12 protein-coding genes are annotated in these 15,574 nt (G+C 74.1%); 5 read left to right on the top strand and 7 right to left on the bottom strand.

All coding sequences use genetic code 11. The features are described from left to right. Window positions 1-135 precede the first annotated feature (135 nt). On the top strand, window positions 136-1,125 hold the full coding sequence (dapD, locus tag AS857_RS21725) for a 2,3,4,5-tetrahydropyridine-2,6-dicarboxylate N-succinyltransferase (protein WP_058044953.1): 990 nt from the start codon (window positions 136-138) through the stop codon (window positions 1,123-1,125). Between the two features lie 66 nt (window positions 1,126-1,191). Here the strand turns inward: dapD and dapA are convergent, their stop codons facing one another. Both dapA and AS857_RS21735 read right to left on the bottom strand, forming a co-directional pair. After that, window positions 1,192-2,103, bottom strand: coding sequence for a 4-hydroxy-tetrahydrodipicolinate synthase (gene dapA / locus AS857_RS21730; RefSeq protein WP_058044954.1), 912 nt, complete (start codon window positions 2,101-2,103; stop codon window positions 1,192-1,194). Window positions 2,104-2,173: 70 nt separating this feature from the next. Next, window positions 2,174-4,015, bottom strand: a complete 1,842-nt coding sequence (locus AS857_RS21735) for an endonuclease/exonuclease/phosphatase family protein (protein ID WP_058044955.1) — start codon at window positions 4,013-4,015, stop codon at window positions 2,174-2,176. Between the two features lie 294 nt (window positions 4,016-4,309). On the opposite strand from AS857_RS21735, the gene AS857_RS21740 reads away from it, so the two are divergent. From AS857_RS21740 to AS857_RS21750, 3 genes are all read left to right on the top strand, one after another. Then, window positions 4,310-5,818, top strand: a complete 1,509-nt coding sequence (locus AS857_RS21740) for a hypothetical protein (protein WP_058044956.1) — start codon at window positions 4,310-4,312, stop codon at window positions 5,816-5,818. Window positions 5,819-6,178: 360 nt separating this feature from the next. Then, window positions 6,179-7,618, top strand: coding sequence for an alkaline phosphatase PhoX (locus tag AS857_RS21745; RefSeq protein WP_058044957.1), 1,440 nt, complete (start codon window positions 6,179-6,181; stop codon window positions 7,616-7,618). Between the two features lie 69 nt (window positions 7,619-7,687). Next, window positions 7,688-8,728, top strand: coding sequence for an MsnO8 family LLM class oxidoreductase (locus AS857_RS21750; protein ID WP_058044958.1), 1,041 nt, complete (start codon window positions 7,688-7,690; stop codon window positions 8,726-8,728). Here the strand turns inward: AS857_RS21750 and AS857_RS21755 are convergent. Next, window positions 8,703-9,914 (bottom strand): TerD family protein, encoded by a 1,212-nt coding sequence (locus AS857_RS21755; protein WP_079110554.1) that lies wholly within the window; start codon window positions 9,912-9,914, stop codon window positions 8,703-8,705. The genes AS857_RS21750 and AS857_RS21755 overlap by 26 nt on opposite strands. Before the next feature lie 125 nt (window positions 9,915-10,039). Beyond that, window positions 10,040-10,849 carry an NAD-dependent epimerase/dehydratase family protein gene (locus AS857_RS21760; RefSeq protein WP_058044960.1) on the bottom strand — a complete coding sequence of 270 codons (810 nt, stop codon included), beginning with the start codon at window positions 10,847-10,849 and terminating at the stop codon, window positions 10,040-10,042. A 237-nt stretch (window positions 10,850-11,086) separates the two neighbouring features. On the opposite strand from AS857_RS21760, the gene AS857_RS21765 reads away from it, so the two are divergent. After that, the gene (locus AS857_RS21765; protein WP_058044961.1) at window positions 11,087-12,253 is read left to right on the top strand and encodes a serine hydrolase domain-containing protein; all 1,167 of its coding nucleotides are present in this window, start codon (window positions 11,087-11,089) and stop codon (window positions 12,251-12,253) included. A gap of 102 nt (window positions 12,254-12,355) precedes the next feature. Here the strand turns inward: AS857_RS21765 and AS857_RS21770 are convergent, their stop codons facing one another. Genes AS857_RS21770 through AS857_RS39120 form a run of 3 tightly spaced genes read right to left on the bottom strand, consistent with a single transcriptional unit; the run spans window position 12,356 to window position 15,305 of the window. Beyond that, the gene (locus AS857_RS21770; RefSeq protein ID WP_079110819.1) at window positions 12,356-12,979 is read right to left on the bottom strand and encodes a response regulator; all 624 of its coding nucleotides are present in this window, start codon (window positions 12,977-12,979) and stop codon (window positions 12,356-12,358) included. A 38-nt stretch (window positions 12,980-13,017) separates the two neighbouring features. Then, complete coding sequence (locus AS857_RS39115; protein WP_058044963.1) at window positions 13,018-14,301, bottom strand: sensor histidine kinase; 1,284 nt, start codon at window positions 14,299-14,301, stop codon at window positions 13,018-13,020. After that, window positions 14,298-15,305, bottom strand: a complete 1,008-nt coding sequence (locus AS857_RS39120) for a hypothetical protein (protein ID WP_058044964.1) — start codon at window positions 15,303-15,305, stop codon at window positions 14,298-14,300. The genes AS857_RS39115 and AS857_RS39120 overlap by 4 nt, the downstream gene beginning before the upstream one ends. Between the last annotated feature and the right edge of the window lie 269 nt (window positions 15,306-15,574).

The raw sequence follows: 15,574 nt of genomic DNA on the forward strand, positions 1-15,574 counted from the left end.
TCCGGTGACGGGCGGCCCGATTCGAGGGCGGGCGGCTCCGCCCGGTGACCGGCAGGGGCCGTCCGGGCCGGGGCGCGACCGCCGCGGGCGCGACCGGTTCGCCTTGAGAGGGCCGGTCCGGTTAGGTTTTCGAGCATGACCGATGCTGTTGCCTCCCGTACCACCGGCGCCGTCGCCGCCGGCCTTGCCACGATCACCGAGGACGGGACCGTCCTCGACACCTGGTTCCCCGCCCCGGAGCTCACCGAGGACGCCGGCCCGGCCGGCACCGAGCGGCTGAGCGCCGAGCGCGCCGCCGAGCTGCTCGGCGAGAACGCCCTCAAGGCCGTCGGCCCGGACCCGCGCCGTGGCGTCGAGGTCGTGGCCGTCCGTACGGTCGTCGCCTCGCTGGACGACAAGCCGCTCGACGCGCACGACGTCTACCTGCGTCTGCACCTGCTCTCCCACCGCCTGGTCAAGCCGCACGGCCAGAACCTGGACGGCATCTTCGGCATGCTCGCCAACGTCGCCTGGACCTCGCTCGGCCCCGTCGCCGTCGACCGCGTCGAGACGACCCGCCTGGCCGCCCGCGCCGAGGGCCTGCACCTGCAGGTGACCAGCATCGACAAGTTCCCGCGGATGACGGACTACGTCGCCCCGTCCGGCGTGCGCATCGCCGACGCCGACCGCGTCCGCCTCGGCGCCCACATCGGCTCCGGCACCACCGTCATGCACGAGGGCTTCGTCAACTTCAACGCCGGCACGCTGGGCACCTCCATGGTCGAGGGCCGCATCAGCGCGGGTGTCGTCGTCGGCGACGGCACCGACATCGGCGGCGGCGCCTCCACCATGGGCACGCTCTCCGGCGGCGGCAAGCAGATCATCTCCATCGGCGAGCGCTGCCTGCTCGGCGCCGAGTCGGGCATCGGCATCGCGCTCGGCGACGAGTGCGTCGTCGAGGCCGGCCTGTACGTCACGGCCGGCACCCGCGTCACCCTGCCGGACGGCGAGATCGTCAAGGCGCTGACCCTCTCGGGCGCGGACAACATCCTCTTCCGCCGCAACTCCACGACGGGCGCCGTCGAGGCCCGCCCCTACAAGAGCACCTGGGGCGGCCTGAACGAGATCCTGCACAGCCACAACTAGAGGTGGACGGGGCGGGACGACTCCGGGCCCGCCCCCTCCCGTGCCGCCGCGCTGCGAGCGGTGTCCTCACACGCCGGACGGGCCGAGAACTGCGGCGTCGTATGCCTTGACCAGTGCTTCCGTACGGTCCGGGGACGCCGCCCGCAGCGGTGCCCGCACCGGCCCACCGGGCAGGCCGAGGGCGTTCAGCAGGGCCTTCGCCGTGACCGTGCCGGGGAGGCCGGACGCCATCATCAGTCCGGTCAGGGGCAGCACCTGCTGGTGCAGGCGGGTGGCCTCCGCCGGGGCGCCGCGGTCGAAGGCGTCAAGGGCCGCGGCCAGCAGCGGGCCCGCGACGTTGGCGACCGTGCTGACGTAGCCGGTCGCGCCCACGGCGCGCAGCGGGAGGTTGAGCTCCTCGGAGCCCGAGTAGTACGCGAGGTCCGTGGCCGCGATGACCTTCGCGCTGCCCAGCAGGTCGTACGCGCAGTCCTTGACCCCGGCGATGCGCGGGTGCTCGGCCAGGCGCAGCATGGTGCCGGGTTCGATGCGGGTGGCGGTGCGGCCCGGGATGTCGTAGAGCATCACGGGCAGTCCGGTCCCGTCGGCCACGGTCAGGAAGTGCTCGGCGATGTCCTCCTGCGGCGGCCGGCTGTAGTAGGGGGTCACCACGAGCACGCCGTGCGCTCCTGCCGCCTCGGCGGCCCGGGCCAGTTCCACGGTGTGCCGGGTGTCGGCCGAGCCGACGCCCGCCGTGATGCGGGCCCGGTCGCCGACGGCCTCGGCCACGGCCCGCACGAGCGCGCTCTTCTCCGCGTCGCCGGTGGTCGGCGACTCCCCGGTGGTGCCGTTGAGGACGAGGCCGTCGCAGCCGCCGTCCCCGACGAGGCGGTCGGCCAGGGCCTGCGCGCCGTCGAGGTCGAGCTCTCCCTCCGGGGTGAAGGGGGTGACCATCGCGCAGACGGTACGGCCGAAGGGGCTGGTGGGAGTGGGCGTCATGGACGCGATTCTCGGCCCCTCCGACCGTACAGGTCTATTTAATTGTTGTGGCTGCGACCGGTAAGCGCTGCTACGGCTTCCAGCGCAACACCTGCGGGTCGTGGTCGCTCGCCTGGTCGGCGAACTCCGCGTTGATGTGCACGATGTCGTAGTCCACGCGGCGCACGTGAGGGCTGGTCAGGATGTGGTCCAGCACCTGCGAGTTGCCCTGGTAGACGTAGCCGTAGCGCTCGTTGCGCGGCAGCCGGTCGACCTGGTCGGTCAGCGCCTTGCCCGCGGTGAGGGTCTTCACGGCGGACGAGAACTGGAAGTCGTTCAGGTCGCCCGCGACGATGACGTTCGCGTGCCGGTCGGCCGCCAGCAGCTGCTTGACGAAGGCGTTCACCGACTTGGCCTGCTCCTTGCGCTGCACCTCCGACGGGCGGGCCGGGGGCTGGAAGCGGCTGTCGACGCCCTGGTCGCCGCCCTTGGAGTTGAAGTGGTTCGCGACGACGAAGACCCGCTGGCCCCGGAAGGTGAACTGGCCCGCGAGGGGCTTGCGGCTGTTCGCCCACGCGGCGTTGCCGGGGTCGATGCGGCCGGGGGAGGCGGTCAGCGCGGCCTTGCCGCCCGCGCGGACGGCCTTGACGGCGGTGGTGGAGTCGCCGCCGGGGGTGTCGGTGAAGGAGACCCGTGCGGGGTTGAAGAGGAACGCGGTGCGGATGTTGCCGCCCGGCTGGCCGCCGTCCTGACCGTTGACGGGGTTGATCTGCCGCCACTCGTACGCCGGGCCGCCGGCCGCCTTGATGGCGTCCGTGAGCTTCCTCAGCGTGTGGCCGGCGTCCACGGTGCCGTCGTCGGTGGTGCCGTTGTCGTCCTGGACCTCCTCCAGGGCGACGATGTCGGGCGAGGCGAGGTTGGTGACCAGCGCGGCCGCCAGCCGGTCGAACTTCGCCTGCGGCGTCCTGGGGGAGAGGTTCTCCACGTTGTACGTGGCGACCGCGAGCTCGTCGCTGCGCTGCTTGCGCGTCGTCTCGCGCTTCAGGCCGCGGTCGGCGAGCTTGCCGAGCTCGGTGGCCTGCAGGGTGTAGCCGCCGAAGTTGTCGTAGTCCAGCGGGCCGGCGGTGGTGCCGGTCAGCTCGTCGCCGACGTTCGCGACGGGGAAGGGGCGCTGGGCGAAGGGGATCAGGGAGACCACCTTGACCCGGCCGGCGTTCGGGTCGCCGTAGGAGCCGTAGAGGGTGCCGCCGCGGGCGGTGCGGTTGTGGCGCGGCTCGGCGGTGACCCACAGGTCCTTGTGCTCGCTGGTCGCGCCGACGACGGGGGCGTCCTGCACGGAGACGCGCATGCCCTCCAGCGACTCGTAGCGGTCCAGGGCGTACGAGCCCGGCCGCAGCGCGAGCTTCTCGACGGAGCCGCCGCGCGCGTCCGGGGCGTAGCGGTCGGGGATCTGCGACGGGCGCAGCCTGACCGGGGCGGGCAGGGCGTTGCCGGAGGAGTGCACCGTCCACGTGGCCCTGGTGAGCTGGGTGACCGACTGCAGGCCGGCCTTCTCGCCGCCCGGGTAGTACTCGGTGACGGTGGCGGAGACGGTCACGGCGTCGCCCACGGCGACGGACGGCGCGGTGGAGCCGGTGAAGACGAAGACGCCCTCGCTCGTCGCGTCGTTGCGGTCCGGGCGGGTGTCCTGGATCCAGAAGCCGCGGGCCGAGCCGAAGGCGCGCACGGCCGTGACGACGCCGGGGACGTCCGACACCTGCTGTCCGGCGAGCGGGGACACCCGGGTCCTGCCCTGGATGTCGTGGATGCGCAGGCCCTCGGCGTTCGCCTGCTGCGGGGCGGCGAGCAGCCCCGCGGCGAGCGCGCCGGCGACGAGGGAGCCGAGGGCCGCGGGTCTGCGCAGGGAGCGGCGGGTGGACGGGCGAGCGGGCACGGGTGCCTCCGGTGGGAATGCGAGGGGGGTATGACGTGGAGGAATCGTCGTTGACGCGATCCTGACGATCTCTACGCGCGTCAATGTCTTGCGAGCCCGGGGAAGTTGTCAAGGTTCCGCGGGTAACCGTCAGCCATATGTCCGTCGGCGGTTCGGCGAACCGGGCGGCAAGACGGAAATCCCGTCTACGCTTGGGAAGCGCGCCCGGTCTGCGGCGCCGCCTGCCACACCGCGCATCGCCGCACGTCGCCGCACGTGCCGCGACGCATGTCACGACGAGGAGAGACCCCCCTGATGTCCGGAGACCGTCCGACCATGCCGCCGGTGCGGCTCCCCTCCGACGCGGAGCTCGCGCGCGACGCGCTGTCCGCGCCGCTGCTCGCCCGCGCCGCGAAGCTCGCGCGCTGGGCCGGCGAGGAGGGCATCCCGGTCGGGGTCGGCGGCGAGCTGCTCGCGGAGCAGCTGCGGGCCGCCACGGAGCTCCTCGGGCTCGCGGGCGACGAGGACGGCGACGCGTACGCCATGGACGCGTGGCAGCACGCGCTCGACACGGGGCTCGTGGACTTCGAGGAGAACGAGGAGGGCGAGGAGGGCGACGAGGAGCCGGAAGCGGGCGAGGACGAGCCCCGCGGCACCGCCGTCGCCGGCGAGGAGCTCGCCACGCTCACCTCCGGCAGCCCCGCCGACGTCCTCGAACTGTTCCTCGGCGGCTTCGAGAGCGTCCTCGCCGACGCCGCCGCGCCCGACCTCGGCGACATCGCCGACCGGATCGCCGAGGGCGAGGACCTCGACCTCGACTCCCTCGACTGGGACCCCGAGGGCGAGGCCGACTTCCTCGACGGCGTCCTCGGCAACCTCTACCTGCTGACCGCGCTCGAGCAGAGCGACGCGCAGCACCCCGTACCGCTGCCGGCGCTCGCCGCGTCCATGATCGTGCCCGACGACATGGACGAGCCCACGGACGACATCCTCGAAGAGGTCTCCGACGCGATGATGCGCCTGGACGACCAGTTCCGGCTGCTCGCGCCCACCGGGATCATCGAGTACCGGCCCGTCGACGAGTCCCTCATCGAGGAGGTCGACGGCGAGGGCCACATCCGCGAGTCCGTCGACGGCGTCGCCTCCGACGCCCCCGAGGACGAGGACGTCAGCCGCTACGGCATGGTCTCCCTCACCCCCCTCGGCCTCTTCGCCGTCCGGACCCGCATGGCGGAGGCGGGCATCGACGCCCCCGCCGTCGGCGACCTCGCCGACAAGGGTGCCGACGTGCTCCTGGCCGCCCTTCCCGGCCACCCGGAGACGGCCGCCCGCGCGGAGGCCGACCTGTGGCTCGCCCGCCGCACGCCGGAGGATGCCGCCCGCGAGCTGCTCGCCGCCGGGCGCGGCAACGACATGGACGCGCCCTCGCGCCGCCTCGCCTGCCAGGAGACGCTCTCCCTCCTCGGCGCCGGGGCGGAGCCGGCCGTGCGCGAGGTCCTCGACGACCGCGAGCTGGGCGGGCTCGCCCGCGTGTGGCTCGCCGAGCGCGGGGCGGCGGACGTGCCCGAGCCGGGCGAGGACATGGTCTTCTGGCTGACCATCGACACGATCGCCGCACAGCTGGCCGCCTCCGGCGACACGGACGAGCTGCGCGGCCTCGTGGAAGGCCTGGTCGGTCAGCACGGCGGGTTCTTCGAGACGGCGTGGCGGGTGGACCACCCGGCGACGGCGGAGGTCCTGGAGGCCATGGGCCGCCTCCACCCCGAGAAGAAGATCGCCAAGGAAGCCCGCAAGGCGGCCTTCAAGGCCCGCTCCCAGCGGTGACGCTGCGCTGGGCTCTGCGGTAACGGCGCGGCCGGGCGCCGGCACGGCGCCGCCGGTCCGCGCCGCGGGGGATTCGCCGTCGCGGCGGGAGAAGCCCCGGCACCGCCGGGGACGGCTGCCTGCGGCTGGGCGTGGCTCGGCGCCGCTGGTTTCCGCCGTGGGGGTTGCTCGCCGTTGCGGTGGAAGTGGGTGGTCGTGCCTCGCCGGGTGCAGCCCGTGACGTTGTGGGCGGCGTGCGGGAGTGTTCTCGCGCTCTTGTGGCGCTAGGGGTTCCGTCCCGTGCGCTTCGTGTGGTGTTCATACGGTATTCGGCGGGGAACGGGAACGTAGGGGCGTGAGCCCGCGGACCCTGGAGATCAGATGACCCTCAGCCGAAGAGACTTCGCGAAACGATCCGCCGTCGCCGGTGCCGGGGTGGCCCTGACCGGCAGCGTCGGCGTGCTCGCCAGTGCCCCCGGAGCCCTGGCGGGCGCCGTGCCGGAGCAGTCCGGCGCCCGCCCCCGCCCCCGGCCCGGCTACGGGCCCCTCGTGCCGGACCCGAAGGGCCTGCTGGCGCTGCCCGCCGGGTTCTCCTACCGCGTCGTGACCCGGGCCGGCGTCACCAAGCTGGAGTCCGGCGAGCACACGCCCTCGAACCACGACGGCACCGCCGCCTTCGCAGGCCCCCGCGGCGCCACCGTCCTCGTCAACAACCACGAGCTCAAGGGCCCCCGGGCCGGCTGGAAGCACCCGGTGCCCCTCACCGAGGGCCTCGTCTACGACCCGGCCGCGTCCGGCGGCTGTACCGTCGTCGAGGTCTCCCACGACGGCTCGCACGTCGCCGAGCGGGTCGGCATCGCGGGCACGTCCACCAACTGCGCCGGCGGCGCCACCCCCTGGGGCACCTGGCTGACCTGCGAGGAGACCGAGGACAAGGCCGGCCGGAACGGCATGACCAAGGACCACGGCTACGTCTTCGAGGTCGACCCGCTCGACCGCCGCGCCAACCGTGCCCCCAAGCCCGTCAAGGCGCTGGGCCGCTACGCCCACGAGGCCGTCGTCACCGACCCCTCCCGCGGCCACCTCTACCTCACCGAGGACGCCTCGGGCCCGAACGGCCTGCTCTACCGCTGGACCCCGCCGAAGGGCTTCCGGCACGGCCGCGGCCGGCTGCGCACCCTCGCCGACGACGCGGGCGCGCTCCAGGCCTTCAAGTGCTTCGACTCCGGCGGCCGCTTCGTCGACGACCTCGCCCGCGCCACCCGGACGGGCACGGTCTACGGCGTCGACTGGGTCGGCGTGCCCGACCGCGACGCCGGGTCGGTGCCGGTGCGCAAGCAGTTCAAGGACGGCGAGGTCACCCGGGCCCGCAAGCTGGAGGGCATGTGGTGGGCGGACGGGGGCGCGTACATCGTCGCGTCGTTCGCCCGGGAGGAGAGCCCCGCCCAGCACGACGGCCAGGTGTGGTTCTACAACCCCGGGCGCCGCACCCTCACCCTGAAGGTGCGCCTCGGCGTCAACAAGGACCCGGGCCGGGACGGCGCCTTCGACGGCCCGGACAACATCACCGTCTCGCCGCACGGCGGCCTGGTGGTGGCCGAGGACGGCGAGGGGATCCAGCACCTCTTCGGCGCCCTCGACGACGGCCGCACGTACCCCATCGCCCGCAACGAGCTCAACATCGGTACCGCTCAGAAGCCCGAGTACAGCGAGTTCACCGGGGTCACCTTCTCGCCGGACGGCAAAACGCTCTTCGCCAACATCCAGGATCCCGGCATCATGCTGGCGATCACCGGCCCCTGGCGCCGTCAGGGCAGGTGACCGGGCACATGAGTACCTGAGTACCTGAGTACCCGGGAATCATGACCGGCCGCCTTTGTTGAAGGAGAGGTGACGATCCGGCTCTCCGTACTCGACCGCTCCCGCACCCGCCGGGGCCGCCCGCAGGGCGAGGCGCTGCGCGACACCGTGCGGTTCGCGCAGCAGGCCGAGGCGCTCGGCTACCACCGCTTCTGGGTCTCGGAGCACCACAGCGTGCCCGGCGTGGCGGGCTCGGCCCCGACCGTGCTCGCCGCGGCGGTGGCGGCCGCGACCTCGCGGATCAGGGTGGGCACGGGCGGTGTGATGCTGCCCAACCACCGCACGCTCGTCGTCGCCGAGCAGTTCGGGGTGCTGGAGTCCCTCTTCCCGGGCCGCATCGACATGGGCCTGGGCCGCTCGGTCGGCTTCACGGACGGCATCCGCAGGGCCCTGGGCACGGACAAGGACGCCATGGGGGACTTCGCCGGGCAGCTCGCCGAGCTGGAGGGCTGGTTCACCGGGGGTACGCGTACGCACGACGGGGTGCACGCCCGCCCGGCGGAGGGCCTGCGGGTCCCGGCGTTCGTCCTCGCCAACGAGGCGGGCGCGGACCTGGCTGCTGCCGCCGGGGCGGCCCTGGTGATCGGCGGCCTGGGCGGCGAGGAGCGGATGCTCGCCGCCGTCGACCGCTACCGGGCGGCCTTCCGGCCCTCGGCGTGGTGGCGGCGCCCGTACGTCGTGGTGGCGGGGAACGTGGCCGTCGCGGCCACCCGCGAGGAGGCCCGCAGGCTGCTCGTGCCCGAGGCGTGGGCGCTGGCGCACGCGCGGACGCACGGCGCCTTCCCGCCGCTGGAGCCCGCGGAGGAGACCGAGGCGCGGGCGATGAGCGAGCGGGAGCGCCGGCTGTACGAGGACGGGCTGCGCGGGCACGTCCACGGCACGGAGGACGAGGTGTCCGCCGCGCTCGGTGCGCTGGTCGGGCGCAGCGGCGCCGACGAGGTGCTCGTCACCACGTCCTCGTACGACCGGGAGGGGCTGCTGGACTCCTATCGCAGGCTGGCCCGGCTCGCCGGGCTGACCGCGGGGCCGGCGAGCCGGGAGCGGCTCACAGGGCCTGCGCCGCGGGCTTGACCAGATCGCGCACGGTGCGCGACTTCACGAACTCGCCCAGGGCCGTCATCTCCCACTCGCCCGAGTACTGCCGGATGAACTTCGCCATGAGCACACCGGTCTTGGGCTCCGCGCCGGTCAGGTCGAAGCGCACCAGCTCCTCGCCCGTGCGGGCGTCGAGCAGGCGGCAGTAGGCCTTGGCGACCTGGTTGAACTTCTGGCCGGTGAAGGAGCTGACGGTGAAGACCAGGCCGGTCACCTCGGGCGGCAGGCCCTCCATGTGCACGGTGATGGTCTCGTCGTCGCCGGAGCCCTCGCCGGTGAGGTTGTCGCCGGAGTGCTGGATGGCGCCGTTGAGGATCTGCAGCTTGTTGAAGTAACAGGCGTCGATCATGTTGCGGTCGGGGCCGTAGGCGATGACGGAGGCGTCCAGGTCGATGGCGGGGGCGCCCCAGGCGGGCTCCCAGCCCAGGCCCATCTTCACCGACTGCGTCAGCGGCCGGCCGCCCTTGACCAGGGACACCGTCTGGTTCTTCTGCAGGCTGACCCGGCCCTTGTCCAGGTTGATCTTCCCGGTGCCGGGGGCGGGGGCGGGCGGCGCCGGGGGAGCGGCGGGCGCGGCCGGGGCGGCCACGGGCATCGGCGGCACGGGGGCGGCCGGCTGCACGGGCGCGGGGGCCGCGGGGGCAGGCGCGGGGGCCGCGGGCTCCTCCACGCTCACGCCGAAGTCGGTGGCGATGCCCGCCAGGCCGTTCGCGTACCCCTGACCGACCGCGCGCACCTTCCAGGCGCCCGCCCGCCGGTAGACCTCCACGATCACCAGGGCGGTCTCGGAACCCAGCCGGGGCGGGGTGAACGTGGCGAGGACCGAGCCGTCGTCGGTGCTGCGGACGGTGGCGGTCGGCTCGACGCCGGCGAAGCTCGCGCCCTGGGCGTCGGGGCTGGCGGTCACCACGATCTTCTCGATGCCGGCCGGGACGGCGGCGGTGTCCACCACGATGGCGTCGGGCGCGCCGCCGGACGCGGCGCGGTGGCTCACGCCCGGCCCGGAAGGCTGGTTGTAGAAGACGAAGTCGTCGTCGGAGCGCACCTTGCCGTCGGCGGTGAGCAGCAGGCCCGATACGTCGAGCCGCACCGGGGCGGTGACGTCCACCGTCACGCGGGCGACGGAGAGAGGGATGTTCGAGCCGGGTGTCATAGCGGTCATGTCCCGGGTAACGAGTGGCCGCTCTTTGCGGTTCCATTACCGAGCCGCCGGTTCCGCCCGGTTCCTCCGGATGGCGGCCGGGCCCGTAGGCCGCCGCAGACCGGCCGGTGTGCCGTCGCCGCAGGTCAGCCCGGGTTCCAGCGGGGCGGCTCGGCCGCGCAGAACTCGCCGCCGACGCGGCCGTGGCCCTCCCGCGGGGTTCCGCTCTCCGCGGCCAGCAGGGCGGGCGCGTACGGCTCGGAGTCGTCCTGGGGCTCGTAGCCGAGGGCGCGGGCGGTCGACAGGTCCCACCAGAGCCTGGTGTTCGCGGAGCTGCCGTAGGCGACGGTGTGGCCGACGCCGTCCGCCGTCAGGGCGGCGTGCACGAGCCGGGCGCAGTCGCCGGGGCTCAGCCAGACCGACAGCATGCGTACCGACACGGGCTCGGGGAAGCAGGCACCGATGCGCAGGGACACGGTCTGGATGCCGTGCCGGTCCCGGTAGAGGGAGGCCAGGTCCTCGCCGAAGCACTTGGAGAGGCCGTAGAAGGTGTCCGGGCGGTGCGCGGTCTCCACGGGCAGGAGCGGGGCGCCCTCCGCGGGGACGGGCGCGAAGCCGACGGCGTGGTTGCTGGAGGCGAGGACCACGCGCCGTACGCCCGCCTCCCGGACGGCCTCGTACAGGCGGTACGTGCCCTCGACGTTGGCGCGCAGGATGTCCTCGAAGGACGCCTCCAGGGGGATGCCCGCCAGGTGGACGACCGCGTCCACGCCGTCGACGGCCTTGCGCAGCGCCTCGCGGTCGGCGAGGTCCGCGGTGACCGCGTCCGGCTCGCCCGGCACCGGCCGGGCGTCGAACAGGCGCAGCCGGTGGCCGAGGGCGGGCAGCCGGGTGCGCAGGTGGGTGCCGATGCGGCCGGCCGCGCCGGTGAGGAGGACCGTGCGGGATGCGGGCATGGCGCCTGGGCCTCCTGAGGCAGTCCGGAAGGGGAAGCGCACACGCTAAGGAGCCGGTGCGGGGCGGTCAAGGAGGCACGGACGGCTTTCGGCGGGCGGTGTCCTTCCAGGAGACCGTCAGGCCGGAATCCTTCAATCCGTTTATTCCGTCGGCGAGATGACGATCGTCACGAAATAACGACGGGCCCCGCTCTGCTGCACCCACCGGAGTCATCACTGATCACAGGGAGCACACACATGCCGAGCCCCACCGCCGCGCAGGGGACCGTCGTCCGGGGAACCGTCGCCAAGGGGTACGAGGGCGTCCGCGAGGAGTTCGAGGCCACCTTCGCCGAGGAGCGGGCCGGGCACTCCGCCCAGCTCGCCGCCTACGTCGACGGCGAGCAGGTCGTCGACCTGTGGGGCGGCCCCGGCATGGAGGGCGACTCGCTCACCGGCGTGTTCTCCTCCACCAAGGGCGCGGCCCACCTCGTCGTCGCCCTCCTCGTCCAGGAAGGCGTGCTCGACCTCGACCGCGAGGTCGCCCACTACTGGCCCGAATTCGCCGCCGCCGGCAAGGAATCCGTCACCCTGCGCGACCTCCTCGCCCACCGGGCCGGAGTCGTCGGAGCCGAGGACGGCTTCACCACGGAAGAGCTCGCCGACGACCGCGCCATAGCCGAGAAGCTGGCCGGCCAGCGGCCCCACTGGCGCCCCGGCACCGCCTTCGGCTACCACGCCCTCGTCATCGGCGCCCTGACCGGCGAGGTCGTCCGCCGCGCCACCGGACGCACCATGCAGGAGCTCTACGAGGAGCGCATCCGCGCCCCCTACGGCATCGACTTCTACATGGGCCTGCCCGAGGAGCACGAGCGCCGCGTCCTCGACATCCAGCCCATGGACCCGACGCCCGGCCAGAAGCGCGCCCTGCTCGAGAACGCCCCCGGGCCGCAGAGCCTGACGGGCATCGCCTTCAACCTCAACCACCCCCGGCCCACCGTGCTGGAGGACCTGCCGAACCACCGCGTCATCCGCGCGGGCGGCCCCGCCTCCGTCGGCGGCATGGCCTCCGCGCGCGGCCTGGCCCGCATGTACGCGGCCGCCATCAGCGGCGTCGGCGGCAAGGAGGCGCTGCTGACGCCCGCCACCGCCGCCGACTTCGCCCAGATCCACTCCATCGGCTACGACGTGGTCGCGCGCCAGCACCAGGCCTTCGGCCTGGGCTTCGGCGCCATGGGGGACAAGTACCCCTTCCTCGGCGCCCGCGCCTTCGGCCACGGCGGCGCCGCCGGCTCCCAGGCCTTCGCCGACCCGTCCAACGGCCTGGCCTTCGGCTTCAACCGCCGCCGGTACGGCTTCCGCGACGACAACGACGCGCAGGTCGCGCGCCTGGCCAAGGCCGTCGGCGAGGCGGTGGGCCGCTGACCCCCCAGGGGGTCTTCCTTCCGCCGCAGCGGGGCGTGACCCCCCCCACCGGGGCGTTCGGCGGCGCCGGGCCGGCCGCAGGCCGTCCGGCGCCGCCGCCCCTCAGCGCGGGGACACGAAACCGCACTCGTAGGCCGCGATGACCGCCTGGGTGCGGTTGCGGACGCCCAGTTTGGCCAGGGCGCCTGCCACGTGGGTCTTCACCGTCGCCGCGCCCAGGACGAGCTGCTCGGCGATCTCGGCGTTCGACAGGCCCCGGGCCATCAGGCGGAGGACCTCCGCCTCCCGGTCCGACAGCTGCGCGCGCAGCTTCCCGGCGGCCGTCCTCGCCCGGCGGGCCTCCGCGTGTTCCGCCGCCAGGGCGCGCACGGCGGAGGGGAAGAGCAGCGAGTCGGTGCGGGCCACGAGCCGGACGGCCTGGACGAGTTCGTCGGCGCCCGACCGCTTGAGGAGGAAGCCGCTGGCGCCGGCGCGCAGCGCGTCGTACACGTAGCTGTCGTTCTCGAACGTGGTGACGACCAGGACGCGCGGCGGGGAGTCCATGCCGCCGATCAGCTGCTCGGTGGCCCGGATCCCGTCGACCTCGGGCATCCGTACGTCCATCAGGACGACGTCGGGGCGCAGTTCGCGGACGACGGAGACCGCTTCCGCGCCGGTCGTGGCCTCGCCGACGACCTCCAGGTCCTCCTCGGCGCCCAGGATTGCCCGCAGGGCGGTCCGCACCATGCGCTCGTCGTCGGCGAGCACGATCCGCAGGGGCGCCGTCACCGGCCCGCACCCCCGCCCAGCGGCAGGCGGACGGCGAGCCGCCACACCCCGTCCCGCTCGCCGGAGCTGCTGCTGCCGCGCAGCAGCCGGGCCCGTTCGGCTATGCCCGTCAGACCGCGGCCGCCGCCGGTGCGGCGGTGCGCGCGGCCGGGGGCCTTGTCGGGGTTGACCGGATTCTCCAAGGCGACCTCCACGGCGTCGTCGTGCACGGTGATCCGCAGCAGCACGGGCACCCGGCCCGCGTGCCGCAAGGCATTGGTGAGGCCCTCCTGCACGATCCGGTACGCCTCGCGGGAGACGACCGGCGGCACGCCGTCCAGGGCCGGAGGTGAGGCGAGGGTGACGGTGCCGCCCGCGGCGCGGGTGCGCTCCAGCAGCCCGTCCAGGTCGGCGAGGGTCGGCGCGGGCGCGGCGGACGCGGCGCCGTCCTCGCGCAGCAGCCCCAGCACGGTGTCCAGTTCGCCGACCGCCTCGCGCGTCGTCTCCTCGATCGCGGCCAGCGCCTGCCGCGCGAACTCCGGGTCGGCGTCGAGGACCTTGCGCGCCGCGCTCGCCTGCAGGGTGACCGCGCTCAGGGCGTGCCCCACGGAGTCGTGCAGCTCGCGCGCCAGCCGGTTGCGCAGGGCCAGCCGCATGGCGTGCTGCTCGGCCTCGGCCAGCCGGTCGGCGGCCGTCGGGCCGAGGAGGAGGGGTGCGCAGCGGGCGAGGAGCGTGCCCGCGCCCCAGGACGCCCCGACGAGCAGGACCAGCACCGCCAGGCCGGCGGGCACCGCCAGCAGCGTCCACGGGAAGGCCAGGTCCCCCAGCCCGTACGGGGCGTCCTCGCCCCCCGGAACACCCGTGACCGGCAGGGCGATCAGCGTCAGCGCGAACGGGGGCGTGGCCAGCGACATGCCGCTCACGATGCCGCCGGCCAGCAGGTGCAGGGTGTACCACAGGGCGGTCCGCCCGCGCGCGGCCCGCGAATCGCCCGGGCCCGTCGCGAGCGCCTCCTCCGGCACCCCGCACAGGGCGCGTGCCGCCACCGACTCCAGCGTCCGCACCAAGGGCACCAGCGCGGTCACCGCCGCCGGCACCAGCGCCAGCGCGAAGACGCCGAACTGCCGGCCGACGGTGGAGGGGAACAGGATGTTCGTGTCCCGGACGAAGACCGCCGTCAGCGTGCTCGCCAGCAGGTAGTACGGCATCAGCAGCGCACCGCCGAGCAGCAGGTGCACCCACCGCAGCCGGGCGCGGCGGCCCACCAGGGCGACGGCGCCGCGCCGGAGGAGAGCCGTCACAGGGCGGCGGCCCGGGCGGAGCGCTGGACGAAGAAGCGCGTGCCGGCGGCGAGGACCAGCAGACCGATGATCACTTGCACAGCGTAGGCGACGGCCATCGTCGCCGTCGGCCCCCGGCCTTCGTCGGCCAGGGACGTCAGCATCGCGAGCAGTTGCCAGCCGCCCCACGCGGCCGAAGCGGCCGAGCCGACGCCCGCGAGGAGCAGCGGCACCCGCAGCGGCAGCCGGCCGCCGTGTCCGGACCGTGCCCGGCCGGACAGCAGCAGGACGGCACCCGCGATCGTCGCGGCGGCGTACAGCACGTAGCCCGACTCCCCGGCCGCGAAGGTGCCGCTGTACATCCGGGCCATCTCCGGCGAGAGGCCCGCCGACACCCCGCACGTCCACATCAGGTGGACCGCGCCGGGCAGCACGGCCAGCACTCCCGCCGCGGCCAGTGCGGCCCGCTGCCCGCGGCCGGGCGGACGGCCCGCCAGGTCCCCGACGCGGCCCCGCCACAGGTGGCCCCAGCGCTCGCGGGCGTACAGCACGAACAGGGTCCCCAGGGCCAGCCCCTGGACGATGAACCCCGTGTAGACCACGCCGAAGACCCACTCGTCGAGGAACGGCTCGTCGGCCTCGCTCCCGGAACCGGACGCCGAACCGCCCAGGGCACGGACGATCAACTGTGCGGGAAAGGCGTACATGATGGGCGCCAGCAGCCCCACCGCCCCCCACATCGGCAGCACGAGCAGCCAGGCGGGGACGCGCTTGCCCCAGGGCCGGGTCAGCAGCAGGGCGAGGACCACGACCGCGGCGTCCATCAGGATGGTCACGGCGTTCGCCACGACCATGCTCGTGTCGGCATCCCGCAGGCCGCTTCCCTCCGGGATGCCGATGTGACTCCCCGCCACCCAGGCCGCCTTGAGGCCGAGGTAGGGCAGGCAGGCGGCGATGGTCACCGCGCGGAGCGCGCGGCGTTTGGTGGCGTGGTCGTCCGGGACGGTCGTCGTCGTACTGGTCATGTGACCAGCGTTCCGTCCGGCGGGCGCCGGCGCGTCGCCCTGAGCGGCGGACCGCCTCCGCCGCGAGGCGGAGGGACGGCTAGTTCTCAGGCAGGGGACGGGAGGCCCGCACGGGCGGACCGGTGGATGGACCACTGGACGGACCGGCGGACGGACTGATGAACAGGCTGATGGCTGGACTGGTGGACGGACCGATGGCTGGACTGATGGCCGGACTGATGGGCGTACCGATGGCTGGACCGATGGACGGATTGATCGCCGGACGCGCA

Source organism: Streptomyces roseifaciens (assembly GCF_001445655.1).
Classification (GTDB): Bacteria; Actinomycetota; Actinomycetes; order Streptomycetales; family Streptomycetaceae; genus Streptomyces; species Streptomyces aureoversilis.

Bases quoted from the DNA above. Each gene is read 5' to 3' on its own strand.
- dapD (WP_058044953.1), top strand. From the start codon at position 136: ATGACCGATGCTGTTGCCTCCCGTACCACCGGCGCCGTCGCCGCCGGC.
- dapA (WP_058044954.1), bottom strand. From the start codon at position 2,103: ATGACGCCCACTCCCACCAGCCCCTTCGGCCGTACCGTCTGCGCGATG.
- AS857_RS21740 (WP_058044956.1), top strand. From the start codon at position 4,310: ATGTCCGGAGACCGTCCGACCATGCCGCCGGTGCGGCTCCCCTCCGAC.
- AS857_RS21745 (WP_058044957.1), top strand. From the start codon at position 6,179: ATGACCCTCAGCCGAAGAGACTTCGCGAAACGATCCGCCGTCGCCGGT.
- AS857_RS21755 (WP_079110554.1), bottom strand. From the start codon at position 9,914: ATGACCGCTATGACACCCGGCTCGAACATCCCTCTCTCCGTCGCCCGC.
- AS857_RS21760 (WP_058044960.1), bottom strand. From the start codon at position 10,849: ATGCCCGCATCCCGCACGGTCCTCCTCACCGGCGCGGCCGGCCGCATC.
- AS857_RS21765 (WP_058044961.1), top strand. From the start codon at position 11,087: ATGCCGAGCCCCACCGCCGCGCAGGGGACCGTCGTCCGGGGAACCGTC.
- AS857_RS21770 (WP_079110819.1), bottom strand. From the start codon at position 12,979: ATGGTGCGGACCGCCCTGCGGGCAATCCTGGGCGCCGAGGAGGACCTG.
- AS857_RS39120 (WP_058044964.1), bottom strand. From the start codon at position 15,305: ATGACCAGTACGACGACGACCGTCCCGGACGACCACGCCACCAAACGC.